This is a genomic window from Streptomyces sp. Root1304 (genome assembly GCF_001426405.1).
Classification (GTDB): Bacteria; Actinomycetota; Actinomycetes; order Streptomycetales; family Streptomycetaceae; genus Streptomyces.
The window spans coordinates 53,872-79,789 of the sequence record NZ_LMEP01000028.1; the positions used below are offsets into that span (position 1 = coordinate 53,872).

A 25,918-nucleotide genomic window follows, 5' to 3' on the forward strand; every position below is an offset into this window, starting at 1 on the left:
TTCGTGCCAAGCGCGTGACGACCGGTCCACCGAGGGGGCGAGGTGCCTCCCCTCCTCCGACTGCAGAAACGGGACGTCAGTGCACTCTCACCGCCACCGCATCACCGGCCGCCGGCTCGCCGCCGCGGCCCTCGCCGTCGCCTCCGTCACCGGCGGCCTGGCCGCCCCGGCGTTCGCCGCCCCGGCCACGGGCGTACTCGCCGCGGAGGCCGCGACCGGGACGCAGCAGCAGGCCCTCGCCAAGCTGCCGCTCGACGCGAGCGTCGTCGGCAACGGCCCGACGGGCTTCCTCTGGATATACCAGGACACCTTCGGCTGGACGCGGTACGCGGACGGCTCCGTGACCAAGCTGCCCCGGGGCGACGGCGCGGAGCCCGCGTTCTACCACGGCGGTGCCGGGTCGGACGTCGTCGTCATGACGGACCGCGCCAAGCCGAACGTCTTCACCCTGTACGACATGGGCGCCAAGGACACGGCCCCCGTCGTGATCGACGCGAGCCACCTGGGCTCGGGCTACCACTACTCGGGACTGCTCGGCTCCACCGTCGTCATGACCGCCCCGAACTGGGACGGCACCGCCGACATCCGCCTCTTCAGCAACGAGGACGGCCGGACCGTCGACCGGGCGGTGCGGGGGATCCCCGCGGCGGCGCGCTGGGTCAAGGTCGACATCAGCACGCCGGACACCCTGATCCTCCGCTACGCACCGAACGGCGACGAGAGCGCCTGGCGCGCAGCCCTGGTGGACGTCGCCTCCGCCACGGTCGTGGAGGACCGGCCCCTGACCGCCTCGAGCCGCTACAGCTTCCAGACCGACACCGCCGTCTCCGCCACGCACGTCGCCTGGACCGAGGACCCGAGCGCAGGCAACGCGGTCCTGCGGGTCGGGCTGCGCGGGCAGGAGGAGTCCAAGCGCATCCCGCTCGGCCGCGGCACCGCGCTCACCACCGAGTTCCTGGGTGACTGGGTCCTGTACGGCCTCACCGACGGCAGGGACGCCGACGCGCCCCACCCGCTCAACGCCCTGACGGCCCGCTCGCTGAAGGACGACCGGACGGTCAAGCTCCTCGACTTCGTGCGCGAGATCCGCTTCGACGGGGAGGGCGCGCTCCTGGTGGAGGGCGGCACCGTCGGGCAGGGCGAGGGCCTCTACCGGATCACCGCCGCCCCCGGGGGCGACCCGGTCGTCACGCTCATGGCGAGCACCGGCCGCTCGGTGGTCCTGAACCTGACCGGCCAGACCGTCCCCGCCTCCGTCGATTTCGGCAAGTCCCCCCTCCCCACGCTGAGCTGGAAGTTCGACCCGGCCGTCAACATCCGCGTGAAGGTGGTGCTGACCCACAAGGCCTCGGGGCAGACGACGACCCTCCTCAACAAGTACCCGAACGCGGAAGGCCTCGTCGAACTGCCCTGGTACGACCGGTTCGACAACCACTCCACCGTCCAACGCGGCGCGTACACATGGCGGATGACGGCCCAGACCGGCTACGGCCTCGGCCCCACCTACGAGCGGAGCGGCAGCCTCACGGTGGGCGGCCCGCACCTCCCGCACAACTTCACCGACAGAGTCCGCCCCGACCTGCTCGTCAAGTCGCCCACCGGGTACCTGAGCGCCTACGAGACCAACGATGTCCTGGCGTACAACGGGCCGGACGCCGAGGTGCCCATGGCGGAGTCGAAGTGGGCCACGACCGGCTGGGGCGTGTACAACCACCTCGTCACCCCCGGCAACATCGGCGGCGCGCCGCAGGCGGACGTGCTGGGCCGAGACCGGAACGGCGTCCTGTGGCAGCACCTGGGCACCGGCGACAGGAAGAAGCCCTTCGCCCCCCGGACCCGGGTCGGCACCGGCTGGCAGGCGTACCGGCTGATCACCGGAGGCTCCGACCTCACCGGCGACGGCCGCCCCGACCTGGTCGGGATCGACAAGGCCGGCGTCCAGTGGCTCCACAAGGGCACCGGCAGCTGGAGCAAGCCCTTCGCGGACCGCGTGAAGATGAGCGCGGGCTGGGGCATCTACAACCTCGTCACCGCCACCGGAAACCTGGCCGGCGGGCCCGCCGGCGATCTCGTCGCCCGCGACAAGGACGGCGTCCTCTGGCTCCACCTCGGCCGGGGCGACGGCACCTTCGCCCCCCGGACCCGTATCAGCGACGGCTGGAACCAGTTCACCGAGATCACCGCCGTGGGCGACCTCGGCAACGACGGCCGCCCGGACCTCATAGCGAGGAACCCCGCGCACACCACCTACAAGCTCAGGGTCTACAACGGCACGGGCCTGTGGGCGACGCCGCTCAAGGAACTCGGTCCCTACTACTGGAACACCATGTTCATGGACGAGAGCGACGCCCAGTACTGACATCCAGTACTGACATCCAGTGACATCCCGCACCGACGAGGAGGGCGGGCCCCGGAATCCCGGGGCCCGCCCTCTCGGCTTCGCCTACGACCGGCGGTACGCGTTCGGTTCGCCGTCGAGCATCGGGTAGACCAGCAGCCGGTCCTTGCCCTCGAAGGTGTCGACGACCAGGAACTGGGACAGGCCCTCCTGGCATTCGCGGTCCCAGGCGGTGGTGTCCCGGCTGCGGGGGCCGACGACCAGCATGGAGGTTCCGGCGCCCGCGAGGACGGACGTGGTGCCACAGGCCCAGTCCTCGTCGGTGTTCACGCCGTCGACCGTGCGCGGGTAGCCGTCGATGACGCTGAGCACGGGCGCGCCGACCGGGCCCTGGGTGATCGTGACCTCGGAGGTGAAGCGGCTGTCCGACGCGCCGTAGATCTCCGGTGTGGGGATGCGCGACCAGTGCCCGAGGAAGCGGGCGGGGACGGCCGCCGGGCCCCGGCGGGCCTTGCGGTAGGTGGTCTTCGTGGTGCCCGAGGACCACTCCAGGACGTCGGGTGAGCGCAGGGTGAGGGTCTGGTGGGCGGCCGGCACGCAGCGCTGGGCGGGCACGCTGGTGGTCACGTCGGACTCGCCGTAGACGACCTTGTCCTCGTCGGCCGAGACCAGCCGGGAGCGGCCCATGCACATCCGGTTCTCGGTGACCTGGACGTAGACGGCGCTCTTGGAGCCCACGGCGCCCTGGGCGATCTCGATCCGGGCGGTCTCGCGGGGGAACTCGGCCGAGCCCTGCACGACGCCCTCCCAGGCGCCGAGGAAGGCGGCGGGGACGATCCCGGCGGGCCGGGCGGAGACGTCACCGGCACCGCGGGCCCGGTTCTTCTGGTCGTCGCTCCCGGTGCCCGGATCGGGCCAGAAGGTGTACGTGAGACCGGCCGCGGCGGCCACGACGAGCGCCGTGATCCCGGCGACCAGCCCGGTACGACGGCGGCGCGCCGGCCGGGCGGGGCCCTGGGGCGCGGTGGAGGACCCGGCGGGCAGGGGAGTGGGCGGGGTGGGATCACCGGAGCCGCCCGGGGCGACCGAGACAGCGTCCATGAGGGCGGGCACGGCGGCCCCGCCCGCACCCGCCACACCGGCCCCGCCCGCCCCGGTCTCCGCCGCCTCCGCCCTGATCTCCGCTTCGAGCAGCTGCGCCGCGTGCCGTCCCAGCCGCGCCAGGACGTCCGCCGGGAGCCACGGGTCCGGCACCGACAGCGTCTGCGCGATCTCCGTCGCCGACGGCCGCCCGGCCGGGTCCTTGGCGAGGCAGGCCCGGATCAGCCCGGCCAGTTCGGGCGCCAGGTCCGTCAGGTCGGGCTCGTCGTGGGCGATGCGGAACATGGTGGCGTGGACGCCGCTGTCCGCCGTCCCGAACGGCGCGCGCCCGGTCGCCGCGTACACGAGCACCGACCCGAGGCAGAAGACGTCCGAGGCGGCGCCGATGTGCTCGCCCCTGACCTGCTCGGGCGACATGAAGCCGGGGGAGCCGACGACCGCCCCGGTGGTGGTCAGATTGCCGCCGTCGGCGACGGTGTCGACGGCGCGGGCGATGCCGAAGTCGATGATGCGGGGCCCGTCGACGGTGAGCAGCACGTTGGACGGTTTCAGGTCGCGGTGGACGAGCCCGGCTGCGTGGATGTGTTCGAGGGCGCGTGCCAGACCGGCGGCGAGGGCCTTCACCGTCACGGGTGGCAGCGGCCCGAACTCGTCGCCGACGACGGTCCGCAGCGACGGCCCCGGTACGTAGCCGATCGCCACCCACGGCGACGCCGCGTCGGTGTCGGAGCCGAGCACGGGCGCGGTGCCCGTGCCGCCGACCCGTTCCAGGGCGGAGACCTCGCGGGCGAACCGGCGCCGGAACTCGTCCTGGGCGGCGAGTTCGGCGTGCACCACCTTCACCGCGACCGTCCGTCCGCCGGCCGAGCGCGCCAGGAACACCCGGCCCATCCCCCCGACCCCGAGGCGGCCGAGCAGGCGGAACGGGCCGATGGTGGCGGGGTCTTCCGCGGTCAATGGCTCCACGTCGTCAGAGCATGCCAGACGGCACGTCAGCCGTCCCCGCAGATCTTCAGCCCCTTCGGGGTGGCGCACGGCAGGTGGCCGTGGGTGCCGATCACGTCCTGGCCGCGGCCCCGGGTCAGATAGGTGAGGAAGCTGGAGGTCAGCGAGTCGGCGGGGGGCACGCCCCAGGTGTAGGCGTACTCGATCTCCCGGTACGGGTAGCCCGGGCCGCCGATCTGGTCCAGGGCGGCCTCGCGGCCGTCGATGGCCACCTTGTGCAGGCCCTTGTGCCCGTCGACGGAGCGGAGATCGGCGTAGCCGAGGGCGCCGGGGAGCTTGGCGACGGTGGTCAGGACCCGGTCCGTGGAGTCGAGTTCGCAGCGGATCACCTTCGCCTCGGTGTCGTCGACGTTCACGCAGTCCAGGGAGGAGTTGGCGGGTTCGTTGCGTTCCAGGACCCGGCGCTGGAAGACCTCGCGGGTGCCGGAGTTGGCGTCGCGGCTGATGAGCAGGACCGGCCGGTCCACGCCGGGGACCAGCTGGCTCCAGTTGGTGATCTCGCCCCGGTAGACGCGGCGGATCTGGTCCAGGGTGAGGTCGTCGACGGGGATGTCGTCGTTGAGGACGAGGGTGAAGAGGGAGACGGCGACCATGTTCTCCCGCAGCTGGGGGAAGCCGCCCGGCTTGCGCCCGTCGGAGAGGGCGACGACGGCGGGGGAGCCCTTGCCCTGCTTCGCGCCGGCGTCGGCCAGCGCCCGTATCCCGGAGGTCGAGCCGTGCGGGTCGAGGACGATCGTCGCTCCCGCGCAGTCCTTCTCGTACTGCTTCTTCACCTCGCGGACGACGGGGGCGAAGGCGGTGGAGCCGGTGACGGTGAGGGTGCCGGTGGCGCAGCCGATCGGCGGCGGGGTCCGCTCGCGGACGATGATCGCGGCGAGCGCGATCACACAGAGGGTGAGGACGACGGTGACGGCCCGCGAGGTGGGGCTGAACCTGCCCGGCTTCTCGTCGGGGGTGGTGCTCCTGTTGCGCTTGACGCGCCCGCTCGTGAGGCCGTCGATCCTGACCTCCCGGTCGGCGATCCCGCCGGAGAGCTGGACGAGCAGCTTGAAGTACTGCCCGCGTTCGAGGGTCACCCTGGGGACGAGGACCGCGTTGCCGTCCCTGCCGAGCTTGGGGGCGCGCTCCAGGTCGTCCCGTACGGAGTCCCAGCCGGCCGGGATGGTGGCGACGACGCCCTGCACGGTCCGCTCACCGAAGGTGATCTTCAGCCCGTGGGGTGCGGTGTCGGGCCCGTAGTCCTCGGAGCCGATGGTGAGCTCGGCGTCGTTCTCGATGCGGAGGAGGACGAGCCGGGAGCCGTTGACGGGCGGGACGATGCCCACCACCTCGCCCTCCCGCACGGTCATGACCCCCCGGTCCTGGTGCTCCTCGCGGTGGAGCGGGGTGTTGAGCTGCACGCGGAAGCCGAGCCGCTTGCGCTGCGGCGAGAACCGGTCGACCCAGACGACGCCGACGGAGACGAGGACGCCGAGGAGCGCCGTCCCCACGGCGATGACGTTCTCGGCGGTTATCCACTCCATGGCCGGGACGGTACGGACGCCTGTACGAGGGCGGGGGCGGCGTAGCGGGCGGTCACCTGGACTTCTCCGTTCGTTCAGGGAGGCACGGGGGTGGCCCCCCCCGGGTGGCCGGGCAGGGGTTGCCCGGGTGCGGAGAGCGTGGGTGTAATGGCCACGAGGGGGCTTTCCGTCTGAGGAGTACCCCATGCGTGTCGTCGAAGTGACCGCCTACGGCGGACCCGAGGTCCTCAGAATGGCCCGCCGGGCCGAGCCGGAGGCCGGGGCCGTACCGGGGAAGGTACGGGTGCGCCTGAAGGCGGCCGGAGTGAACCAGGCGGATCTGCGGATCCGTGCGGGGAAGTACGCGGAGGCGGTCGGCTCGCTCAGGCCCCCGTTCGTCCTGGGGACGGACTTCGCGGGCAGGCTGCTCGACCACGCTCCCGGGATGCCGCCGGGGACCCGGGTGGCCGGTCTCGTGCCGTGGTTCGAGTCGCTGACCGGCGACGGCACCTACGCGGAGGTCATCTGGGCCGACCCGGAGTGGCTGGCCCCGATCCCGGACGACGTGGAGTTCACCGTGGCCGCGTCCCTGCCGCTGGCCTCGGCCACCGCCGAGCAGGGCCTCGAACGGCTCGCGCTGCGGCCGGGCGCGTCGCTGCTCGTGACCGGTGCGAGCGCGGTGGTGGGCCGCATCGCGGTCCAGCTGGCGCACGCCGCGGGGCTCCGGGTGGTGGCCGTCGCCCACGAGGGCGACGAGAGCGAGCTGCGGATCCTCGGCGCGGACCACGTCGTCACGCGCGGGGCCCCGGAGGACGTGGTCGCCAAGGTCCTCGAAGGCGATCCGTACCGGGTGGACGGGGTCTTCGACGGGGCGCTCGTCGGAGACGCGCTGCTGCCCGTCCTGAAGGACGGCGGCGTGTTCGCGGCGCTCGCCCCCGACCGGGTCCCGGCCCCCGAGCGCGGCATCCGCGTCGAGGCGGTACGGGCCGTGCCGGACGCGGCCCGGCTGACGGAGACGCTGCGGAAGGTGGCCGACCGGGAGCTGATCACCCGAGTGGCCGACGTGATGCCCCTGGAGGAGGTCGCGGAGGCGCACCGCCGGGCGGAGGCGGGCCACCGGCCCGGCCGCATCATCCTGATGATCTGAGCCCCGGACGCCGAACGACGAAGGCCCCGGATCCGGCTTCACCGCCGGATCCGGGGCCTTTTCGCTGTTTTCGATGAACCGGAACCCCACCTGTCACAACTCTTGGTCTAGACCTTGACAGGTCCAGACCAATCACGCTTCGCTGTGTGCTCCCCCACCCGGTCCCCACCCGGAAGGAAGCACGCATGCTGCGCAAGCTGCTCACCCTGATGGCCGCGCTCTGTACGGCCGTCGGACTCGCCGTACTCCTCCCCGCCGCCTCGGCGGGCGCCGCCCCCGCCTGTGTCGGCGCCTGGAACTCCGGCAGCGTCTACACCGGCGGCATGACCGCCTCGTACAACGGCCACAACTGGTACGCGAAGTGGTGGACGCAGAACGAGCGCCCCGGCGCCTCCGACGTCTGGCGCGACGAGGGCGCCTGCGGTACGGGCGGCGGCGGCACGGACCCGGATCCCTCCGGATTCGTCGTCTCCCAGGCCGAGTTCGACCAGATGTTCCCGAACAGGAACCCCTTCTACACGTACGCGGGCCTCACCGCGGCCCTCAAGTCGTACCCCGGGTTCGCCACCACCGGCAGTGACACGGTGAAGAAGCAGGAGGCCGCGGCCTTCCTCGCGAACGTCTCCCACGAGACCGGCGGGCTCTACTACATCGTCGAGCAGAACACGGCCAACTACCCGCACTACTGCGACACGAGCCAGTCCTACGGCTGCCCGGCCGGGCAGGCCGCCTACTACGGCCGCGGCCCGATCCAGCTCTCCTGGAACTTCAACTATAAGGCCGCCGGCGACGCCCTCGGCATCGACCTGCTGAACAACCCCTGGCGCGTCGAGCAGGATCCGGCCGTCGCCATGTCGACGGGCCTCTGGTACTGGAACACGCAGAGCGGCCCCGGCACCATGACCGGCCACAACGCGATGGTCAACGGCGCCGGGTTCGGCGAGACGATCCGCTCGATCAACGGGACGCTGGAGTGCAACGGCGGCAACCCGGCCCAGGTCCAGAGCCGGGTCGCCAAGTACCAGCAGTTCACCCAGATCCTGGGCGTCCCCACCGGGGCGAACCTGTACTGCTAGGTCACTCCTGCCAGGCGACGAAGGCACTCCAGGCGGCGGGCTCCACGGCGAACGTGGGCCCGTCGCTCACCTTCGAGTCCCGCAGGTGGACGGCGTGGGGGCAGGTGGCGACTTCTACGCAGTTGCCGCCGCTGCTGTCGCTGTAACTGGACTTGAACCAGTGCAGGGTCTCGCTCATCTCCGTACTCCCGCCAACTCCTCGATGACGCCCAGCGACCTGCGCGGATCCAGGGCCTGTGCCCGGATCTTCGCATACTGCTGCGTGTGCATACTCACCTTCGTTCGGTCGGTGATCAACAGGCTCTCCCTCTGGATCTCCAAGTAGGTCACGTGGTCGTGAGCCGGGGTTTCGATGATGTTCAGGTCACCCCGGTCGCCCGCGTACTCCCCCTCCAGCCCCGCGTCCAAGGGCAGCACCTGGAGGTTTACGTTCCTCCTCCGGGCGCAATCCGCCAGATATGCGAGTTGCTCGCGCAAGATCTCCTCGCTTCCGATCGGCCGCCGCAGCACTGACTCGTCGAGAACCAACTCGATCTCGCACACCGGCTTCCGGTCGAACAGCGCCTTCCGTGCCATCCGGCCGACCACCAACTCCTCCGCGCGCTCCGGAGTTGGCTCAGGGTGGCCACCGGAGATCAACGCCCGTGCATACCCCTCCGTCTGGAACAACCCGTGCACCACGTGGTTCGCGTACAGGCACAGCGCCACCGCCTTCTGCTCGATCGGCGCGTACCCGCGGAACTGTTCCGGCAGCTTCTCCAGCCGTACCAGCTCCCGCATCTCCTCGAAGATGCCCGTGCCGCCGCCCAGTACGCGTTCGAGGTGGACCAGCATGTCGTCGCTCACCGGGTGGAGGAGCCGTTCCATGGCGCTGATCGCCGCGCCGGTGAAGCCCATCTGCTGGCCGAGTTGTTCCTGTGTCAGGCCCTTCTTCATCCGCAATCGCTTTGCGACCGCCGCTGCCATCCTGGCCGCAGGGCCGACTGATTCCTTGATTTCCGCTCGTGCCATTCATGCTCCCCGTTCGGACTCAACCGATCTCAACCGGTCTCAACTGCTCCCCGCCGAATTCGACTGCGTGCGGGGCGCGTTGGCGCAGGTCAAGGGAATGCCGACGCGCCCGCCGTAGTCGTGGAAAACGCTAGCGCCGACGCGGGAGCATGGTCTCGTGAATGAAGAGAATCGGGAAGTGAAGGTGGATTGGATTCCTGTTTCCGGATTCCAACTCCGCAAGGCGGGCGTACAATTCGACGCCGTCCGCGTGGACGGCGACGAGGGGCGTCGGCTCGCCGACTGGATGGAGGGGCTCACCGGGGGAGACCCGGGGCCGGTGGTGATCGAGGCGAACGGGCGGCGCGGGGTCTACTTCCTGGTTCCGCCGGGGACGACCGCACGGAAGGCGTGGCCGCGCGGGGTGACCCGCTTCAACGCCGGACCCGCCCATGTGAGTTACGTACCGGTGCCGGCGCTGACGGGCAGGACCTGGCCCCTCTCCTGGCGCTGCCCCCCGACCGCCCCGGACCGCTTCGTCCACCCCTTGCTGCTCCGCAGCGCGGTCACCGAGCTGCTGCCCTGAACGCACATACATCAATCTGGTACATGGGCTAAGGTTGGTACATGTCCATGAAGCGCACGAACGTGTACGCCGACCCCGAGGACCTCGCGATCATCAAGGAGGCCGCCAAGCGGCGCGGTGTCAGCGAGGCGGAGATCATCCGGCAGGGGATCCACCTGGCGGCCATGGCGAACCGGGTCTGGGACGAGCCGCTGTTCTCGCGGACGTTCGAGGGGCGCGGCCAGACCCTGGCCAAGGCCGAAGTCCGGGACGTAGTGGCCGACGCCGTCCGACGTGAGACGGACACGGAAGCGGGTACGGCTGCGTGATCGTCGTTGTGGCCGACACCTCGGGGCTGCTGGCCGCCCTCGATTCCACCCACCCCGAACACGCGGCGGCCAACGAGGCGATCCAGGCCGCGGGGCTGCTCGTGATGTCTCCGCTCCTGCTGGCCGAACTCGACCATGTGGCCACGCGTGAGCTCGGCCGCGAGGCCGCGCTCAGCGCGGTGGACGACATCCGGCACTGGATGCGCCGGGGGCGGATCTCCATGCCGGAGATCACCGAGGAGCAGTTGGGCGTCGCGCAGACGGTCCGGTCGCGCTACAGGGGCCTCGATCTCGACCTGGCCGACGCGGTCAATGTGACCCTGGCCGCCGCGTACGACACGGACGCGATCCTCACTCTCGACCGGCGCGACTTCCGTGCGGTGCGGCCGCTGGGCCGGCACAAGGCGTTCCGCGTGCTTCCCGACGACCTGCCGCTCTGATCCGCCGGGCAGCACGTGAACGCCCCGGCGGCCGACCGACACCGTGTTCCCCCGCGCGCCGGAGCGCCTGCCGGGCCGCTGCCGCAGGCCGCCTACGGGTGACCCGTCTCGCCGGCCTCGACCGTCTCCATGGCCGCCGACAGCCGCTCAAGCACCTGCACCGTCTCGTCGAAGGCCTCCTGGCCGCCCAGCGCCTCCATCAGCCGGGCGGCGAGTTCCGCGTGGCCGGGGTTGATGCGGCCGATCGCCGTCCGGCCAGCCTCCGTGGGAGTGAGGAGCTTGGCGCGGCGGTGGGCCGGGTTCGGCTCGTACGCCGCGAGTCCCTCCCGTACGAGCAGGTCCGCGATGCGCTGGACGCTCTGCCGGGTGATGCCCATGACCCGGGCGATCCCGGCGACCGGGAGGGGGTCGCGGAGCACGGCTCCGAGGACCTGCCACCAGGCGGCGGTCAGGCCCGCCGGTTCGGCCAGCTTCTCGGAGACGGCGAGGAACTGGCCGTTGAGCCGGAAGACGCCGAGGGCCGTGCGGGAGAGGGCGTCCTGCTGCGCGCGGCTCACGCGTTCAGCTCCTCGAAGGCCGCCGGGTCCGAGTCGTGGAAGAGCCGGAACCAGGCGTCCCGCTTGCCCTCGTACGCGCCGAGCCGGGCGAAGATCTCGCGGGCGAAAGCGACGGGTTCGGTCGGGCCCGCCGTGATGAGGTCGCCGGCCCCGACCGCGTCCGCGTCGACGTAGTGCTCGCCGCCCTTGTAGCCGGTGGCCGCCAGGTAGAAGGAGACCGCGCTGGTGTGCGGGCGGTCGTCGAGCAGGCCCTCCTTGGCGAGTCCCGCCGTGGCGCCGCAGATCGCGGCGACCGGGACCCCGGCGTCGAGGAAGGCGCGGGCCTTCGCGGTGAAGGGGGCGAGTTCGTCGCCCTCGTCGTACTTCTCGGCGCCCGGAAGGATCAGCAGGGCGCTGTCCTCGGGGCGGAGGTCGGCGAGCGCGAGGTCCGGCACGATCCGGATGCCGGCGATGGTCGTGACGGGCTCCCCGGCGACCGGGCCGACGGTCCTGACCGTGTATCCGGCGCGGGCGAGCCAGGCGGTGGCGTGACCGGTCTCCCAGTCGGCGAGGGTGTCGTAGACGGCGAGGTGGACGGTCGTGGTCTCAGTCTCGGTTCCCATGACAGTAGGCTGTCATTGCGACAGGATGCTGTCAATGGGAGGGGGTGGGTGGAGCAACGTGTCGCGTCCGCCCCGGTCTCGATGGACAAGATGGTCATGGCCCGCCCCACCTGCGGTTCCTTACCCTCGACGACATGACCCCTCATGTCATCGAACCCGATCCCCAGGCCGGGGCCGCCGTCAAGGCCGCCGACCGCGCGCACGTCTTCCACTCCTGGTCCGCTCAGGGCCTGATCGACCCGCTCGCCGTCGCCGGCGCCGAGGGTTCGTACTTCTGGGACTACGACGGAAACCGCTACCTGGACTTCACCAGCGGCCTCGTCTACACGAACATCGGCTACCAGCACCCCAAGGTGGTCGCCGCCATCCAGGAGCAGGCCGGGAAGCTGAGCACCTTCGCTCCCGCCTTCGCCATCGACGTCCGCTCCGAGGCCGCACGCCTCATCGCCGAGCGCACCCCGGGCGACCTGGACAAGATCTTCTTCACCAACGGCGGCGCCGAGGCCGTCGAGAACGCCGTCCGCATGGCCCGGCTGCACACCGGCCGCACCAAGGTGATGTCGGCCTACCGCTCGTACCACGGCGCCACCTCCACCGCGATCAACCTGACCGGTGACCCGCGCCGCTGGCCCTCCGACAACGGCTCCGCCGGCGTCGTGCGCTTCTGGGCGCCGTTCCTCTACCGCTCGCCCTTCTACGCCACCACCGAGGCGGAGGAGAGCGCGCGTGCCCTCCAGCACCTGGAGGACACGATCGCCTTCGAGGGTCCGGCGACCATCGCCGCGATCATCCTGGAGACCGTGCCCGGCACCGCCGGCATCATGACCCCGCCGCCCGGCTACCTCACCGGCGTCCGCGAGATCTGCGACAAGTACGGCATCGTCTTCATCCTCGACGAGGTCATGGCGGGCTTCGGCCGCACCGGCAAGTGGTTCGCCGCCGAGCACTTCGACGTCGTGCCCGACCTGATGACCTTCGCCAAGGGCGTGAACTCCGGCTACGTGCCCCTCGGCGGCGTCGCCATCAGCGAGAAGATCGCGGCCACCTTCGAGAAGCGCGCCTACCCGGGCGGTCTGACCTACTCCGGTCACCCGCTGGCCTGCGCCGCCGCCGTCGCCACCATCCAGGTGATGGAGGACGAGAAGGTCGTCGAGAACGCCGCCCGCATCGGCGAGACCGTCCTCGGCCCCGGCCTGCGCGAGCTGGCCGAGCGCCACCCCTCCGTCGGCGAGGTCCGCGGCATGGGCGTCTTCTGGGCGCTCGACCTGGTCAAGAACCGCGAGACCCGCGAGCCGCTGGTCCCGTACAACGCGGCCGGCGAGGCCAACGCGCCGATGGCCGCCTTCGGCGCCGCGGCGAAGAAGAACGGCCTGTGGCCCTTCGTGAACATGAACCGCACCCACGCCGTTCCCGCCTGCAACGTGTCCGAGGCGGAGGCCAAGGAAGGTCTCGCGGCCCTGGACGCGGCCCTGTCCGTGGCCGACGAGCACACCGCGTAACCGCTCTTCCCGGGAGGTTCCCTCCGTCTGGACTAGGGTGTCCGGAGCCGGACGGAGGGGACCGACCACATGCCCGCGAGCGGAGCTGTCACACGCAACACCTTGCGACAGCAGATCGCGGACGCGCTCCGTGACGAAGTGCTCGCGGGCCGTCTCAAAGCGGGCCAGGAGTTCACCGTCAAGCAGATCGCCGACCAGTACGGCGTGTCCGCGACGCCCGTACGGGAAGCCCTCGTCGACCTCTGCGCGCAGGGCTTCCTCGACTCCGACCAGCACCGCGGCTTCCGCGTCCACGAGTACTCGGTCGACGACTACCGGCGGATGGTCGAGGCCCGGATGCTCGTCGTCGACGGCATCTTCCGGCGCCACGTGCCCGTGAGCCCGGTGACCGCGACCGCCGCGCCCGCCGCCCCGGAACCCGACCTCGGCATCGGTGTCGCGCTCGTCTCCATACGCCGCAGGGGCGAGGCCGCCGCCCGCGCCGCCCGCGCCGGGGACCTCGACATCCTCATCGGCTACGACATCCGCTACTGGCGCGAACTGGCCCGGCTGGTCGCCTCCAACGACTACATCGCCGACTTCCTGCACCGGCTCCGCGTCCAGGCCTGGGTCTTCTCCGTGCCCCACCTGCGCTCCGCGGACGACCTCCTCGCCGGGCTGTGGAGCGGCCACGTCGACCTCGTCGACGCGATCACCCGCGGCGACGCCGAAACGGCCGTCGAGGTCGTCCGGGCGTACAACGCCCATTCCATGGACTGGGCGGACCGGCTGGAGGCCCGGACCCGCTGACCCCCCATCGGGTTGAGCCGGTGCCCCGGCGGGCAGGTGCTCAGCGGGTGGGCGTCGTCGGCCCGGCCGACTACCCTGGCCGTCCCTGCAACTGACGGAGAGCGAGCCTCCCTTGGCCTGTGACCTGTGGCTGGTCCCCCTCGTCGACGTGTTGTGCCACAGCCCCGACAACCCCTTCGCCGAAGAGATAGCCGCCTACGACGCCGTGCTGACCGCGTCCGGACTGCCGACCGTGCCCGTCTACGCGTACATGCCGGGACTGTCCGGCGACGTCGCCCCGATCGCCGGCTTCGACTACGAGGCCCTGCACTTCCTGCGGCGCGCCTACCTCCTCCAGGTGTGCGGGCTGCCGGTCGAGCCGGTCGGCGAGCTGGGCGGGGACTACGAACAGCTCCTGGAGATGTTCGAGGCGACGGCCCAGCAGTCGCACCTGGTCTGGCACTACGACCACGCCGGCGCGTACGTGCCGGTCGACTTCCCGGTGCCGCTCGCCAGCGACGAGCTGCTCGAAGGCGGCGGGCCGCTCGGCTCCTCGTACGGGCTGCTGCGGGAGCTGGAGTTCGTGGCGCCCTCGATCGGCATCGACCCGAGGAACCCCCCGGCGGCCCCGGCCGCCCCGGAGCGGCCGACCTCCCTGGAGGAGCCCGCCGAGGCCCCTCCGTACGACGGGCACCCCTTCGCGCGGGAGCGGCACGTGTGGCTGGGGCTGCACGCGGCGGCGACCCGGAGCCTGGCGCAGGGCTCGATGATCATCCTGAGCTGAGGCGGCGGCCCGCCCGGCCGACCGCTTCCAACGGGCCTGCATCGGCGGCCTGCTTCCGGCGGGTCTGCTCCGGCGGCCTGCTTCCGGCGGCCCGGAGGCCTGCGTCAGCGGGTCTCCGGGGGCCGCTGGCGCGGCATGTTCGGCCGGGTGCCGGGGGGCAGCGGGAAACGGCCCGCCGGGTGGACGCTCTCCGGGCGGGCGGGCATCACGCCGACCGACTGGAGCGCCAGCGGCGCCGGGCCCGAGCGGAACTCGACCATCCAGTCCGCGGTCTCCGCCCGTACCAGCTCCGTCACGTCCTCCGAGAAGCGCCGCAGCACGCCGAGACAGCGCTCGGCCGCTTCGCTCGCGGTGCCCTCCGTGGGGCCCAGGACCTCCCGGACGCTCTCCGAGGCCCAGTCGAACTGGAGCGCCTGCAGCCGTCGCTGCACCGCCTGCGCCGTCGCCACGTCCCGCATCCAGCCGGCCGTCACCCCGAACCACCGGTCGCAGGCGAGGCACGCGGCGCCCAGCAGCAGCGACAGATAGCCCCAGCCCGCGGCGCCCTCCGCCACCCCCGTCAGATCGAGCAGCGGCAGCGCCGCGCCCGCGGTCACCCCGACGGCCGTGCCGATCCGCAGCAGACGGGCGGCCCGGCGCTTCCAGACCCGGTCGGAGAGGTACCACTCGACGGTGCGCAGGGCGTTGGCCTCCACCCAGCGGTAGAGCTCGTCGAGCCGCTCGGCCGGCTCCCCCCAGTCGCCCAGGGGGAACGGCGTACCGGTCAGATCGCGGTGGACGTCGCCCCCGGGGGGCCCCGGCGGCTGCATCTCCGGCTGCTGGCTCACCGGGGGACTCCTCTGTTCAGCTCAGCGCTCGTGGCCTTCTGTGACGTGCGGTGCACGTGGTGTCTGCCCTTCCTACCGCCGAATGGTGGGCGGTGGGCCCGGAATCCCAGGATTTCCGCCCGCACGTGGGTGTTGATCAGGTAGAGGAGCCCGGCGTTCCTCACCCGAAAGAGTGGTGGAGGCGGGGCGGGCGGCGACCACGTAGGCTCGGCGTACCGACATACGGACGTACCGAACCTCAGGAGTGACCGTGATTCCCGGTGGTGGTCAGCCCAACATGCAGCAGCTTCTCCAGCAGGCCCAGAAGATGCAGCAGGACCTCGCCCGCGCGCAGGAGGAACTGGCCGCGACCGCTGTCGAGGGGCAGTCGGGCGGCGGCCTGGTCAAGGCGACCGTGACCGGCTCCGGCGAGCTGCGCGGCCTGGTCATCGACCCCAAGGCGGTCGACCCGGAGGACACCGAGACGCTGGCCGACCTGGTGGTGGCCGCGGTGCAGGCCGCCAACGACAACGCGCAGCAGCTCCAGCAGGCGAAGCTCGGCCCGCTGGCGCAGGGCATGGGCGGCATGCCGGGTCTGGGCTTCTGAGCCCCTTCTAAGGCTCGCTTCCAGCCACTACCGTAAGAATCAAGCACCCCCGAGAAGGGCGTTCCGTTGTACGAAGGCGTGGTTCAGGACCTCATCGACGAACTGGGCAGGCTGCCCGGCGTCGGTCCCAAGAGCGCGCAGCGGATCGCCTTCCACATCCTCCAGGCCGAGCCGACGGACGTCCGCCGTCTCGCGCACGCCCTCCTGGAGGTCAAGGAGAAGGTCAGGTTCTGCGCGGTCTGCGGAAACGTCGCACAGCAGGAGCAGTGCAACATCTGCCGTGACCCGCGCCGCGACCTGACCGTCATCTGTGTGGTCGAGGAGCCGAAGGACGTCGTGGCGATCGAGCGGACCCGCGAGTTCCGGGGGCGGTACCACGTCCTCGGCGGCGCGATCAGCCCGATCGAGGGCGTCGGCCCGGACGACCTGCGCATCCGGGAGCTGCTCGCGCGGCTCGCCGACGGCGCGGTCACCGAGCTGATCCTCGCGACCGACCCGAACCTGGAGGGCGAGGCCACCGCGACGTACCTGGCGCGGATGATCAAGCCCATGGGACTCAAGGTCACCCGCCTCGCGAGCGGGCTCCCGGTCGGTGGCGACCTGGAGTACGCCGACGAGGTGACCCTCGGCCGTGCCTTCGAGGGGCGGAGGCTGCTAGATGTATGACGACCGGGCCGGCGCGCTCTCAGGGAGGCTCCTCGATGTCTGACCCCACGCTGCACGCGATCACCCAGAATCCCGACGACTTCTCGGTCCAGATCGCCGACTCCATCGAGAGCTTCATCGTCGCGACGACCGAGGTCGCCAAGGGCGACGAGCCGGACAGCGCGGTGCCCTTCCTCCTCCTGGAGATCTCACAGCTGCTGCTGGCCGGCGGGCGGCTCGGCGCGCACGAGGACATCGTCCCGGACGAGCGGTACGAGACCGACACGGGCCCCGAGCCCGACATGGACGACCTGCGCGAGCGCTTCGCCGTGCTCCTCGAACCGGTCGACGTCTTCTCCGAGGTCTTCGACCCGTACGAGCCCCGCAAGGCCCCTGTCCCGGCCCGGATCTCCGACAACCTCGCCGACATCGTCGCGGACCTGCGGCACGGCCTCGCCCACTACCGCGCGGGCCGCACCAGCGAGGCCCTGTGGTGGTGGCAGTTCTCGTACTTCTCCAACTGGGGCCCCACCGCCTCGGCCACCCTGCGCGCCCTCCAGTCCCTGGTGGCACACGTCCGTCTGGACCAGCCGCTGGCGGCCCTGGACGGCCTCGACACGGACGAGGACCTCACCGAGGACGACCTCGCGGAGGAGGCGGGCCGGGTGATGGCCGAGGAGATCGCCGGCCCGCTGGGCCTGGCCGCCCGGCCGGTCGGGAAGTAGCCCGTTCCCCCGGCCGTACGAGCCCGGCGAACCCTCGGATGATCACTCTCTGAGCGGCGCGTCTCAGGATGCGATATCACGTCGGCGTTTCCGGGTCCCTCGTTAGACTGAGCCGATCGCAGCGCCGGCTGCGGCACAGACTGAGCGAGGAGCGCACGTGGGCCTTGTCGTGCAGAAGTACGGAGGCTCCTCCGTTGCCGATGCCGAAGGCATCAAGCGCGTCGCCAAGCGAATCGTGGACACCAAGAAGGACGGCCACCAGGTGGTCGTCGTGGTTTCCGCGATGGGCGACACGACGGACGAGCTGATCGATCTCGCCGAGCAGGTATCCCCGATCCCTGCCGGGCGTGAGTTCGACATGCTGCTGACCGCCGGAGAGCGGATCTCCATGGCCCTGCTGGCCATGGCGATCAAAAACCTGGGCCACGAGGCCCAGTCGTTCACGGGCAGCCAGGCAGGCGTCATCACCGACTCGGTCCACAACAAAGCGCGCATCATCGATGTCACGCCGGGCCGGATCCGCACCGCCCTCGACGAGGGCAACATCGCCATCGTCGCCGGCTTCCAGGGCGTCAGCCAGGACAAGAAGGACATCACCACCCTCGGCCGCGGCGGGTCCGACACCACGGCCGTGGCGCTCGCCGCCGCGCTCGACGCCGAGGTCTGCGAGATCTACACCGACGTCGACGGCGTGTTCACCGCCGACCCGCGCGTGGTGAAGAAGGCGAAGAAGATCGACTGGATCTCCTTCGAGGACATGCTGGAGCTCGCCGCGTCCGGCTCCAAGGTGCTGCTGCACCGCTGCGTCGAGTACGCGCGCCGCTACAACATCCCGATCCACGTGCGCTCCTCCTTCTCGGGACTGCAGGGCACATGGGTCAGCAACGAACCGCAGGGAGCTCAGAAGGTGGAGCAGGCCATCATCTCGGGTGTCGCCCACGACACCTCCGAGGCGAAGATCACTGTCGTCGGCGTGCCTGACAAGCCGGGCGAGGCCGCGGCCATCTTCCGGGCCGTCGCGGACGCCGAGATCAACATCGACATGATCGTGCAGAACGTGTCCGCGGCCTCCACCGGCCTCACGGACATCTCCTTCACCCTCCCCAAGGCCGAGGGCCGCAAGGCCATCGACGAGCTGGAGAAGGCCAAGGGTGCGATCGGCTTCGACTCGCTGCGCTACGACGACCAGATCGGCAAGATCTCCCTGGTCGGCGCGGGCATGAAGACCAACCCGGGCGTCACCGCCGACTTCTTCAAGGCGCTGTCCGACGCGGGCGTGAACATCGAGCTGATCTCGACCTCCGAGATCCGCATCTCGGTCGTCACCCGCGCCGACGACGTCAACGAGGCCGTGCGCGCCGTCCACACCGCCTTCGGTCTGGACAGCGACTCGGACGAGGCCGTGGTCTACGGAGGCACCGGCCGATGACACCGAAGCCGACGCTCGCGGTCGTGGGAGCGACCGGGGCGGTCGGCTCGGTGATGCTCCAGATGCTCACGCACCACGCGGACGTCTGGGGCGAGATCCGTCTGCTCGCCTCCCCGCGCTCGGCCGGTCGCAAGACCGCCGTACGCGGGGAGGAGTGCGAGGTCCTCGCACTCGACGAGGACGCCCTCGACGGCGTCGACGTCGCGCTCTTCCTGGCGCCCGACCACGTCGCCGCCCGCTGGGCCCCCGTCGCCGCGCTCAAGGGTGCCGTCGTCGTCGACACCTCCGCCGCCTTCCGCGCGGACCCCGACGTGCCCCTCGTCGTCCCCGAGACCAACGCCCACGCGGCGCGCGTACGCCCCCGGGGCATCGTCGCCAGCCCCGGCTGCACCACCCTCGCGCTGATCGTCGCCGTGGGCGCCCTGCACGCCGAGTTCGGACTCTGCGAACTGGTCGTCACCGCCCAGCAGGCCGCCAGCGGCGCCGGACAGGCGGGCGTCGAGGCGCTCCGCGCCCAGCTCGGCCTGGTGGTCGGCGGCAACGACCTCGGCACCCACCCCGGAGACGTGCGCCGGGCCGTCGGCGAGACCACCGGCCCCTTCCCCGGGCCCCTCGCGCTCAACGTCCTGCCCTGGTCGGGCACGGCCGGCGCCGACGGGGCCTCCTCGGAGGAGGAGCACGTACGGGACGAGACCCGCCGCATCCTCGGCCTGCCCGGACTGCGGGTCGCCGCCACCTGTCTGCGCGTGCCCGTCGTCACCGGGCACTCCGTCTCCGTGCACGCCCGCTTCGAGCGCCCCGTCCCGGTCGCCCGCGCACACGAGATCCTGGCGACCTCACCCGGCGTCGTGCTCTACGACGACCCCGGCGCGGGCGACTTCCCCACCCCCGCCGACGTCGCGGGCACCGACCCCGCCTGGGTCGGCCGGGTGCGGCGGTCCATGGACGACGAGCGGGCGCTCGACTTCTTCGTCTGCGCCGACAACCTGCGCAAGGGCGCCGCCCTCAACGCCCTGCAGATCGCCGAATCGGTTGTCACGTCTTTGTAGGATCTGTGAACGGCCTGTGAGCAAAAAGGCGTCAGATACCTCTTGAACTGCGGCGATGCCGTGACTGACGATGCTCTTCCCCCTTGCTGCAACCAGTAGTTGAGTGGGGGCGTCTCTGCGTGCACACACAGTCGTGTGACGCGGAACACGCTGTGAAAGCGGGGCATCGGGGGAGAACGGTAACGCATGAGGACGAACAACTCGCCGTCGAAAAGGGTGGCGTACGCGTACAACCCTGCCGGGGGGAAGCGTGTCCAACATGCGTGGCTGAGGTACTCGACATCGCGACCATCGCCCCGCTGCGCGGCGTGGGCAAGGCGCTGCTCCCCGTGCGGGGCACCGCCGGCGGCATCGTGCGCGCCGGCGCGGGACCCGCGCGCGGCGCTCCCGCCGACGCCGTACGCGGCTCCGCGGCCGGCGCCTTCCGGCGACCGCGTCCGCTCGGCGGCATGCCGGTGATCGCCCCCGTGCCCGCGGGCTCCCGCGCGAGCTCCGTGGACGGCATCCCGGCGCCCCGGACCAGTTCCGAGGGCAGCGCGGCCGCCGGAACCACGGTCGACCACCTGACCGAGACCTACCGCGCCCACTACCGTTCGCTGCTCGGCCTCGCCGCGCTGCTCCTCGACGACACCGCCTCCTGCGAGGACGTCGTCCAGGAGGCGTTCATCCGCGTCCACTCGGCCCGCAAGCGGGTCCGCGAGCCCGAGAAGACGCTCGCCTACCTGCGCCAGACCGTCGTGAACCTCTCCCGGTCCGCGCTGCGCCGCCGCATCCTCGGCCTCAAGCTCCTCTCCAAGCCGATGCCCGACATGGCGAGCGCGGAGGAGGGGGCGTACGACCAGCTGGAGCGCGAGGACCTGATCAAGGCCATGCGCGGCCTCCAGCGCCGTCAGCGCGAGGTGCTCGCCCTGCGGTACTTCTCCGACATGACCGAGGTGCAGGTCGCCGAGGCGCTCGGAATATCCCTGGGCTCGGTGAAGGCGTACGGTTCGCGGGGCATCGCGGCGCTGCGCGTCGCGATGGGAGCGACGACATGAGTGGGGCCCCCGACAGGGACGGCGGGACCGGCGGGGCTCGGCCGAGCCGTGCGGACGGTGACGCCCGAGAAGAACGTGACGACCTGAGTGGACAGCGCATGGTGAACATCGAGCCCGGCCCCGGCGAGGGCGACGGGGACGACGAACTCGCGCTGCGGCGGCTGTTCCAGGGAGCCGTGTCCGGCCTGGAGCCCTCCAAGGGCTCGCTCGAACACCTGCGGAGGGCCGTGCCCGCGCGGCGCGCCCGCAAGCGGCAGGCCATCGTGGGCGCCGCCGCCGCGGCCGTCCTCATCGGCACCGCCGTCCCCGCCTTCGTGCACGTCGCCGCGTCCGGCGGCATCTCCGCCGCCGGGAACCCGGTGAACGCCGGGCACGGCGAGGAGGCCCAGGGCGGCACCGGCACCGAGACCGGGGTCGAGGGCGGCCAGAGCCCGAAGACCCCCGCGGGCACCGTTTCCCCCGACCAGGGCACCGACGAGGGTTCCCAGGGCAAGCCCCAGCAGCCCGGCAACGGCACCTCCGGCGGCGGGTCCTCGCAGTCGCAGGGCACCGGCCCCGGCGCCGGACCCAAGTGCGAGGCCGGGCAGCTCGGCGTCAGCGCGGCGGAAGCCGGCGGACCCGACGGCGAGGGCAAGGTGTACGGCACCTTCCGCATCGCCAACGTCTCCGACCGGAGCTGTGTCCTGGACGGCAGCGGTGTCGTCGGCTTCGAGGCGCGCGGCGCCGCCGATCCGGGCCGGATCTCGGTCGTCCGGCGCACCTCGGGGGACGGCGGCAGCGGTCTGCCCGACCCCTCGCAGGAGGCCTCCTCGCTGCTGCTCAGGCCGAGCGGCAGCTACGAGGTGAAGTTCGTCTGGGTGCCGAGCGAGACCTGTCCGACCACAGGCACCACCCCGACGCCCACGCCGACCCAGCCGTCCGAGCAGCCGACCACGCCGCCGCCGACGGACACCCCGACGACCGCCGACCCGGACCCCAGCGCGGGCACGGGCTCCGGCGGCACGGGCACCGGCTCGGAGCCGGGCACGGGCGCGGGCGGGGGCGCGGACGCCGGTACGGCCCCGCAGCTGCTCCGCGCGGACGGCGGTCTCGCCGACGGCAGCGTGCTGGTGAGCCACGTCGCGGAGCCGGGCGGCCCGGGAGCCTCGGTCACCGTCCCGAACGCCTGCGCGGGCACGATCTACCGCACGGGGCTGCTGAGCGGTTCCTGAGCCAGCCCGGGGCGGGGCGGGGCCGGGCCGGGGCTGTGGGCCGGGCTTCGGGAGGGGCCGGGCCTACAGGCCCAGGGCCTCGTCGCGGGAGGCCTCCGCCTCCCGGCGGACCAGCCGGAACCACATGAAGAGGACGAAGCCCGCGAAGACGAACCACTCCGCGGTGTAGCCCAGGTTCTGGAAGGCCTTCGCGTCCAGGCTCGTGCCCGCCGCGGCCGCCGCCGGGACCGGGGTGAGCCCGGCGGGGGAGTCCGCGAGCGTGACCCAGGCGTCGTAGACGTCCTCCGTCACCACGTTCACCAGGGACGCCGCGCTGATCATGCCGAGCTGCCCCTCGGGCAGCCCGCCAGCCGTGTTGACGCCCTTCGTGCCCTGGGTCTCCGAGGCCTGGAGCGCGCCCACCACGGTGACCTCGCCGGCCGGCGGGGCGGGCGCCTGCGCGCCCGCGGGGAGCCAGCCCCGGACCACCGGCAGCGACCGGCCGCCGTCCGTCCGCAGCAGTGTCAGGACGTAGCTGCCGGTCCGGCCGTCCAGCTCACGGTCGGGGACGAGGAACTGCTCCCCGAACCGGCCGCGCGCCTGCGCCGACCGGCCCGAGGTCTCCTTGTCCACCGGGAGCAGCGAGTCCAGCGGCTCCGCCTTCAGCGTGCTCGCGTCGGGCCGCTCCTCGGCCGCCTTGTGGGTGTCGACACGATCCTCGAACTTGCCCAGCTGCCACGTCCCCATGAACACGCAGAACGGGATCGCCAGCAGGACGAAGACGTTGATCCCCCACCAGCGGGGCGTTCTCAGGAACCGGTACACGCCCCCCACGGTACGCAAGCGGCCTCAGCTCCCCTGCGGCCGGGTCCCCAGGTGCTTCGCGGCGAACGCGAGGTCCAGGGCCACCTGCTTGATCCGCTCCTCCACCACGAGCGAGCCGTGCCCCGCGTCGTACCGGTACACCTCGTGGACCGCGCCCCGCGCCTTGAGCCGGTCCACGTAGTTGTCGATCTGGCGGATCGGGCAGCGCGGGTCGTTGACGCCGGCCGTGATGTGCACCGGGGCGGTCACCGCGTCCACGTACGTCAGCGGCGACGAGGCCGCGAACCGCTCCGGCACCTCCTCGGGGGAGCCGCCCAGCAGCGTCCGGTCCAGCGCCTTCAGGGCCTCCATCTCGTCCTCGTACGCCGTGACGTAGTCCGCGACCGGGACCCCCGCCAGACCGACCGCCCAGGCGTCCGGCCGGGTGCCGATGCCGAGCAGGGTCAGATAGCCGCCCCAGGAGGCGCCGGCGAGCACCAGCCGCTCCGGGTCGGCGAGGCCGCTCTCCACCGCCCAGGCGCGGACCGCCTCGATGTCCTCCAGCTCGATCAGACCGACCCGGTGCTTGAGCGCGTCCGTCCACTCCCGCCCGTACCCCGTCGAGCCCCGGTAGTTGACCCGCACCACCGCGTACCCGTGGTCCAGCCAGGCCGCCGGACCCGAGGCGAAGGCGTCACTGTCGTGCCAGGTCGGCCCGCCGTGCACCTCGAAGACCGTGGGGAACGGACCCTCGCCCGCCGGGCGCTGCACCAGCGCGTGGACCCGGCCGCCGGGGCCCTCCACCCACACGTCCTCCACCGGCACCGACGGCGGTGCCTTCGGGCCGGGCGGGTCGAGGACGACGCCGCCGTCCGTGGACCGCACCACCGGCGGCTGGGCCGCCGAGGACCACAGGTACTCCACGCTGCCGTCGGGGCGGGCCGTCGCGCTCGACACCGAACCGGGCGGGGTCTCCACCCGGACCAGGGCGCCGGTCCCGATCTCGTACCGCCACAGCTCGCTGCGGGCCTCGAAGCTGTGCACGATCAGCAGGCCGCTGCCGTCCGGATACCACTCGGCCGACACGTCACCCGGCAGGTCCAGCGCGAGATCGGTCTCGGTGCCCGCCGCCACGTCCCAGAGCATCGGCTCCCAGCGACCGCGCCGCTGGTGCCCGACGAGCAGCCGGGTGTCCCCGTCCACCGGGGCGAAGCCGAGCACCGCGAGGCCCAGCTCCTCCGTGCCGCCCTTGGTGTCGTCCAGCTCCGCGACCACACCCGCGTCCGAGGCGCGCAGCACCCGCAGCGCCGAGTGCATCGCGTCCCCGTGCTCGGTGTGCTCGATCGCGATCAGCGCGCCGTCGTGACTGAGGTCGCCGACCCCCGCCGACTCCCGGTGCCGGTAGATCTCGACCGGGGCGTCCGTCCCGGGGCGCACCAGGTGGACCGTCGAGCCGTCCTCGTCCGTCGAGCGGCCCACCACGAGCGTGCCCTCACGGCCGATCGCGAGCCCCGCCGGGTAGGAGGCGCCGAGACCGGGCACGGCCGGCTCGTCCGCACCGCCGCCGAACGGCTGGCGCATCCACACCCCGAACTCGTCCCCGTCGGTGTCCGCGAACCACCAGATCCAGGCGCCGTCCGGCGACAGGGTGCCGTCCGTCGTGCCGTTCGGCCGGTCCGTGACCTGCCGCTGCTCCCCGGTCGTCCGGTCCCAGGCGTACAGCTCGTACGTCCCCGTCGCGTTCGACACGAACAGCGAGCGCTCCGGGGCCTCCTCCGCCCACTCGGGCAGGGAGACGCGCGGCGCGCGGAAGCGCTGCTCCCACAGGGGGATCGGGTCGGTGGGGTCGGGGCCGGGTCCGGTCTTGTCGCTCTCAGTCATGGCACCCATGATGCTCCGCACGACGGACAATCGGGTCGCGCCCTCCTCAACCTGTGGATAACCTCGCGGACATGTACTCCCCGACCCCCGAGGACTGGCGCGAGGCCAACCGCGCCCGCTGGGACGAGCGCGTCCCGATCCACGCCGCCAGCGCGTTCTACGACCTCGACACCTTCCGCGCGGGCAAGGACGCCCTGCGGGACTTCGAGCTCGCCGAGGTCGGCGACGTCACCGGGCGCAGCCTGCTGCACCTCCAGTGCCACATCGGCCTGGACACGCTCTCCTGGGCGCGCCACGGAGCCTCCCAGGTCGTCGGGCTCGACTTCTCCGAGCCGGCCGTCGAGACCGCCCGTTCGCTCGCCGCCGACCTGGGCCTCTCGCAGGACCGGGCCGCCTTCGTCGCCGCCGACGTGTACGACGCCGCCGAGGCCGTCCCGGACAACGCGTACGACATCGTCTACACGGGCAGCGGCGCGCTGTGCTGGCTGCCGGACATCGAGCGCTGGGCGGAGACCGCCGCGTCGCTGGTGGCCCCGGGCGGTTTCCTCTACGTGGCCGAGTTCCATCCGCTCACCGACTCGCTCGACGACGAGACGGGCAGCCGGATCGTGCACGACTACTTCGTCCGCGAGCCGTGGGTGGACACCTCGCCGGGCACGTACGCCGACCTCGACGCGGCCACCGTCCACAACCGCAGCGTGGAGTGGGTGCACCCGGTCGGCGAGGTCGTCACCGCGCTCGCGAGGGCGGGGCTGCGGATCGAGTTCCTGCACGAGCACGAGGCCTCGCTGTTCCCCCGCTACGGTGCGCTCCAGCGGCACGACGACGGCTACTACCGCTTCCCGGCGGACCGCCCGCGCATCCCGCTGATGTACTCGATCAAGGCGTCCCGGCCGGCCTGACCGCGGCGCGGCCCCGGCGCCCCGAGCGGGCGGACCCCAGGTCTCCATCAGAACACGACCGCCCGGATCGGGTCACGGGTCGGGACACGGCCTTGCCCGGTGCTGGGCGCACCCCCAGGATGTTGAATGAGTGACCGACG

Annotated in this window: 26 protein-coding genes; 17 read left to right on the plus strand and 9 right to left on the minus strand. The window is 72.0% G+C overall.

The features are described from left to right. Positions 1–79: 79 nt before the first annotated feature. Positions 80–2,359: a VCBS repeat-containing protein gene (locus tag ASD33_RS32670; protein WP_056569147.1), complete on the plus strand. Its 2,280-nt coding sequence runs from the start codon at positions 80–82 to the stop codon at positions 2,357–2,359. Positions 2,360–2,443: 84 nt separating this feature from the next. Here ASD33_RS32670 and ASD33_RS32675 read toward each other — a convergent pair whose 3' ends face one another. Then, the gene (locus tag ASD33_RS32675; protein WP_056569151.1) at positions 2,444–4,405 is read right to left on the minus strand and encodes a serine/threonine-protein kinase; all 1,962 of its coding nucleotides are present in this window, start codon (positions 4,403–4,405) and stop codon (positions 2,444–2,446) included. A gap of 26 nt (positions 4,406–4,431) precedes the next feature. Further along, positions 4,432–5,967, minus strand: coding sequence for a substrate-binding domain-containing protein (locus tag ASD33_RS32680; RefSeq protein ID WP_056569155.1), 1,536 nt, complete (start codon positions 5,965–5,967; stop codon positions 4,432–4,434). 184 nt (positions 5,968–6,151) lie between these two features. Between ASD33_RS32680 and ASD33_RS32685 the strand changes: the two genes are divergently transcribed. Together ASD33_RS32685 and ASD33_RS32690 are read left to right on the plus strand one after the other, a co-directional pair. Next, on the plus strand, positions 6,152–7,093 hold the full coding sequence (locus ASD33_RS32685; RefSeq protein WP_056569158.1) for an NADP-dependent oxidoreductase: 942 nt from the start codon (positions 6,152–6,154) through the stop codon (positions 7,091–7,093). A 185-nt stretch (positions 7,094–7,278) separates the two neighbouring features. Continuing rightward, a complete protein-coding gene (locus ASD33_RS32690) occupies positions 7,279–8,169 on the plus strand; it encodes a glycoside hydrolase family 19 protein (protein WP_056569161.1) in 891 nt (296 codons plus the stop codon). A gap of 1 nt (position 8,170) precedes the next feature. On the opposite strand, the gene ASD33_RS32695 is transcribed toward ASD33_RS32690, so the two are convergent. Further along, positions 8,171–8,347 carry a DUF397 domain-containing protein gene (locus ASD33_RS32695; protein WP_056569164.1) on the minus strand — a complete coding sequence of 59 codons (177 nt, stop codon included), beginning with the start codon at positions 8,345–8,347 and terminating at the stop codon, positions 8,171–8,173. Further along, entirely contained in the window at positions 8,344–9,180 is an 837-nt protein-coding gene (locus ASD33_RS32700) for a helix-turn-helix transcriptional regulator (protein WP_056569167.1), read from the minus strand. The genes ASD33_RS32695 and ASD33_RS32700 overlap by 4 nt, the downstream gene beginning before the upstream one ends. A gap of 178 nt (positions 9,181–9,358) precedes the next feature. Here ASD33_RS32700 and ASD33_RS32705 point away from each other — a divergent pair, with 178 nt between their 5' ends. The 3 genes from ASD33_RS32705 to ASD33_RS32715 are packed head-to-tail and all read left to right on the plus strand — an operon-like array spanning position 9,359 to position 10,493. Next, positions 9,359–9,745, plus strand: a complete 387-nt coding sequence (locus ASD33_RS32705; protein WP_107103825.1) for a hypothetical protein — start codon at positions 9,359–9,361, stop codon at positions 9,743–9,745. 41 nt (positions 9,746–9,786) lie between these two features. Next, positions 9,787–10,053, plus strand: a complete 267-nt coding sequence (locus ASD33_RS32710) for a CopG family transcriptional regulator (protein WP_056569171.1) — start codon at positions 9,787–9,789, stop codon at positions 10,051–10,053. Beyond that, on the plus strand, positions 10,050–10,493 hold the full coding sequence (locus tag ASD33_RS32715) for a PIN domain-containing protein (RefSeq protein WP_056569175.1): 444 nt from the start codon (positions 10,050–10,052) through the stop codon (positions 10,491–10,493). Before ASD33_RS32710 ends, ASD33_RS32715 begins: the two co-directional genes overlap by 4 nt. 92 nt (positions 10,494–10,585) lie before the next feature. On the opposite strand, the gene ASD33_RS32720 is transcribed toward ASD33_RS32715, so the two are convergent. Both ASD33_RS32720 and ASD33_RS32725 read right to left on the minus strand, forming a co-directional pair. Next, positions 10,586–11,050, minus strand: a complete 465-nt coding sequence (locus ASD33_RS32720) for a MarR family winged helix-turn-helix transcriptional regulator (RefSeq protein WP_056569178.1) — start codon at positions 11,048–11,050, stop codon at positions 10,586–10,588. Further along, positions 11,047–11,652 carry a DJ-1/PfpI family protein gene (locus ASD33_RS32725; RefSeq protein WP_056569181.1) on the minus strand — a complete coding sequence of 202 codons (606 nt, stop codon included), beginning with the start codon at positions 11,650–11,652 and terminating at the stop codon, positions 11,047–11,049. The genes ASD33_RS32720 and ASD33_RS32725 overlap by 4 nt, the downstream gene beginning before the upstream one ends. A gap of 134 nt (positions 11,653–11,786) precedes the next feature. Here ASD33_RS32725 and ASD33_RS32730 point away from each other — a divergent pair, with 134 nt between their 5' ends. The 3 genes from ASD33_RS32730 to ASD33_RS32740 all read left to right on the plus strand — a co-directional run bounded on the left by ASD33_RS32730 (position 11,787) and on the right by ASD33_RS32740 (position 14,703). Continuing rightward, positions 11,787–13,151, plus strand: a complete 1,365-nt coding sequence (locus ASD33_RS32730; RefSeq protein WP_056569184.1) for an aspartate aminotransferase family protein — start codon at positions 11,787–11,789, stop codon at positions 13,149–13,151. Positions 13,152–13,220: 69 nt separating this feature from the next. Then, positions 13,221–13,940 (plus strand): GntR family transcriptional regulator, encoded by a 720-nt coding sequence (locus ASD33_RS32735; protein WP_056569188.1) that lies wholly within the window; start codon positions 13,221–13,223, stop codon positions 13,938–13,940. Between the two features lie 112 nt (positions 13,941–14,052). Continuing rightward, entirely contained in the window at positions 14,053–14,703 is a 651-nt protein-coding gene (locus ASD33_RS32740) for a hypothetical protein (protein ID WP_056569191.1), read from the plus strand. A 104-nt stretch (positions 14,704–14,807) separates the two neighbouring features. Here the strand turns inward: ASD33_RS32740 and ASD33_RS32745 are convergent, their stop codons facing one another. Further along, positions 14,808–15,512 (minus strand): SLATT domain-containing protein, encoded by a 705-nt coding sequence (locus tag ASD33_RS32745; RefSeq protein ID WP_242427267.1) that lies wholly within the window; start codon positions 15,510–15,512, stop codon positions 14,808–14,810. Positions 15,513–15,780: 268 nt separating this feature from the next. Between ASD33_RS32745 and ASD33_RS32750 the strand changes: the two genes are divergently transcribed. The 7 genes from ASD33_RS32750 to ASD33_RS32780 all read left to right on the plus strand — a co-directional run bounded on the left by ASD33_RS32750 (position 15,781) and on the right by ASD33_RS32780 (position 22,212). After that, positions 15,781–16,116 (plus strand): YbaB/EbfC family nucleoid-associated protein, encoded by a 336-nt coding sequence (locus ASD33_RS32750; protein ID WP_056569661.1) that lies wholly within the window; start codon positions 15,781–15,783, stop codon positions 16,114–16,116. A 66-nt stretch (positions 16,117–16,182) separates the two neighbouring features. Then, complete coding sequence (gene recR / locus ASD33_RS32755; protein WP_017240166.1) at positions 16,183–16,782, plus strand: recombination mediator RecR; 600 nt, start codon at positions 16,183–16,185, stop codon at positions 16,780–16,782. A gap of 35 nt (positions 16,783–16,817) precedes the next feature. Further along, positions 16,818–17,486, plus strand: coding sequence for a DUF5063 domain-containing protein (locus tag ASD33_RS32760; protein ID WP_056569197.1), 669 nt, complete (start codon positions 16,818–16,820; stop codon positions 17,484–17,486). A gap of 157 nt (positions 17,487–17,643) precedes the next feature. Then, positions 17,644–18,915, plus strand: coding sequence for an aspartate kinase (locus tag ASD33_RS32765; protein ID WP_056569200.1), 1,272 nt, complete (start codon positions 17,644–17,646; stop codon positions 18,913–18,915). Then, positions 18,912–19,964 carry an aspartate-semialdehyde dehydrogenase gene (locus ASD33_RS32770; RefSeq protein WP_056569203.1) on the plus strand — a complete coding sequence of 351 codons (1,053 nt, stop codon included), beginning with the start codon at positions 18,912–18,914 and terminating at the stop codon, positions 19,962–19,964. The genes ASD33_RS32765 and ASD33_RS32770 overlap by 4 nt, the downstream gene beginning before the upstream one ends. Before the next feature lie 263 nt (positions 19,965–20,227). Further along, on the plus strand, positions 20,228–21,001 hold the full coding sequence (locus ASD33_RS32775) for a SigE family RNA polymerase sigma factor (protein WP_079045138.1): 774 nt from the start codon (positions 20,228–20,230) through the stop codon (positions 20,999–21,001). Positions 21,002–21,099: 98 nt separating this feature from the next. Next, positions 21,100–22,212, plus strand: a complete 1,113-nt coding sequence (locus ASD33_RS32780) for a hypothetical protein (RefSeq protein ID WP_107103826.1) — start codon at positions 21,100–21,102, stop codon at positions 22,210–22,212. A 63-nt stretch (positions 22,213–22,275) separates the two neighbouring features. On the opposite strand, the gene ASD33_RS32785 is transcribed toward ASD33_RS32780, so the two are convergent. Together ASD33_RS32785 and ASD33_RS32790 are read right to left on the minus strand one after the other, a co-directional pair. Then, the gene (locus ASD33_RS32785) at positions 22,276–23,016 is read right to left on the minus strand and encodes an SURF1 family protein (protein ID WP_056569208.1); all 741 of its coding nucleotides are present in this window, start codon (positions 23,014–23,016) and stop codon (positions 22,276–22,278) included. A gap of 24 nt (positions 23,017–23,040) precedes the next feature. Further along, complete coding sequence (locus ASD33_RS32790) at positions 23,041–24,876, minus strand: prolyl oligopeptidase family serine peptidase (protein ID WP_107103831.1); 1,836 nt, start codon at positions 24,874–24,876, stop codon at positions 23,041–23,043. A 71-nt stretch (positions 24,877–24,947) separates the two neighbouring features. Between ASD33_RS32790 and ASD33_RS32795 the strand changes: the two genes are divergently transcribed. Then, positions 24,948–25,778 (plus strand): class I SAM-dependent methyltransferase, encoded by an 831-nt coding sequence (locus ASD33_RS32795; RefSeq protein WP_056569214.1) that lies wholly within the window; start codon positions 24,948–24,950, stop codon positions 25,776–25,778. Positions 25,779–25,918 lie beyond the last annotated feature (140 nt).

Coding starts and splice junctions, on each gene's coding strand:
- ASD33_RS32680 (WP_056569155.1), bottom strand. CDS start 5,967: ATGGAGTGGATAACCGCCGAGAACGTCATCGCCGTGGGGACGGCGCTC.
- ASD33_RS32685 (WP_056569158.1), top strand. CDS start 6,152: ATGCGTGTCGTCGAAGTGACCGCCTACGGCGGACCCGAGGTCCTCAGA.
- ASD33_RS32690 (WP_056569161.1), top strand. CDS start 7,279: ATGCTGCGCAAGCTGCTCACCCTGATGGCCGCGCTCTGTACGGCCGTC.
- ASD33_RS32695 (WP_056569164.1), bottom strand. CDS start 8,347: ATGAGCGAGACCCTGCACTGGTTCAAGTCCAGTTACAGCGACAGCAGC.
- ASD33_RS32700 (WP_056569167.1), bottom strand. CDS start 9,180: ATGGCACGAGCGGAAATCAAGGAATCAGTCGGCCCTGCGGCCAGGATG.
- ASD33_RS32710 (WP_056569171.1), top strand. CDS start 9,787: ATGTCCATGAAGCGCACGAACGTGTACGCCGACCCCGAGGACCTCGCG.
- ASD33_RS32725 (WP_056569181.1), bottom strand. CDS start 11,652: ATGGGAACCGAGACTGAGACCACGACCGTCCACCTCGCCGTCTACGAC.
- ASD33_RS32730 (WP_056569184.1), top strand. CDS start 11,787: ATGACCCCTCATGTCATCGAACCCGATCCCCAGGCCGGGGCCGCCGTC.
- ASD33_RS32735 (WP_056569188.1), top strand. CDS start 13,221: ATGCCCGCGAGCGGAGCTGTCACACGCAACACCTTGCGACAGCAGATC.
- ASD33_RS32745 (WP_242427267.1), bottom strand. CDS start 15,512: ATGCAGCCGCCGGGGCCCCCCGGGGGCGACGTCCACCGCGATCTGACC.
- ASD33_RS32760 (WP_056569197.1), top strand. CDS start 16,818: ATGTCTGACCCCACGCTGCACGCGATCACCCAGAATCCCGACGACTTC.
- ASD33_RS32770 (WP_056569203.1), top strand. CDS start 18,912: ATGACACCGAAGCCGACGCTCGCGGTCGTGGGAGCGACCGGGGCGGTC.
- ASD33_RS32780 (WP_107103826.1), top strand. CDS start 21,100: ATGGTGAACATCGAGCCCGGCCCCGGCGAGGGCGACGGGGACGACGAA.
- ASD33_RS32790 (WP_107103831.1), bottom strand. CDS start 24,876: ATGACTGAGAGCGACAAGACCGGACCCGGCCCCGACCCCACCGACCCG.
- ASD33_RS32795 (WP_056569214.1), top strand. CDS start 24,948: ATGTACTCCCCGACCCCCGAGGACTGGCGCGAGGCCAACCGCGCCCGC.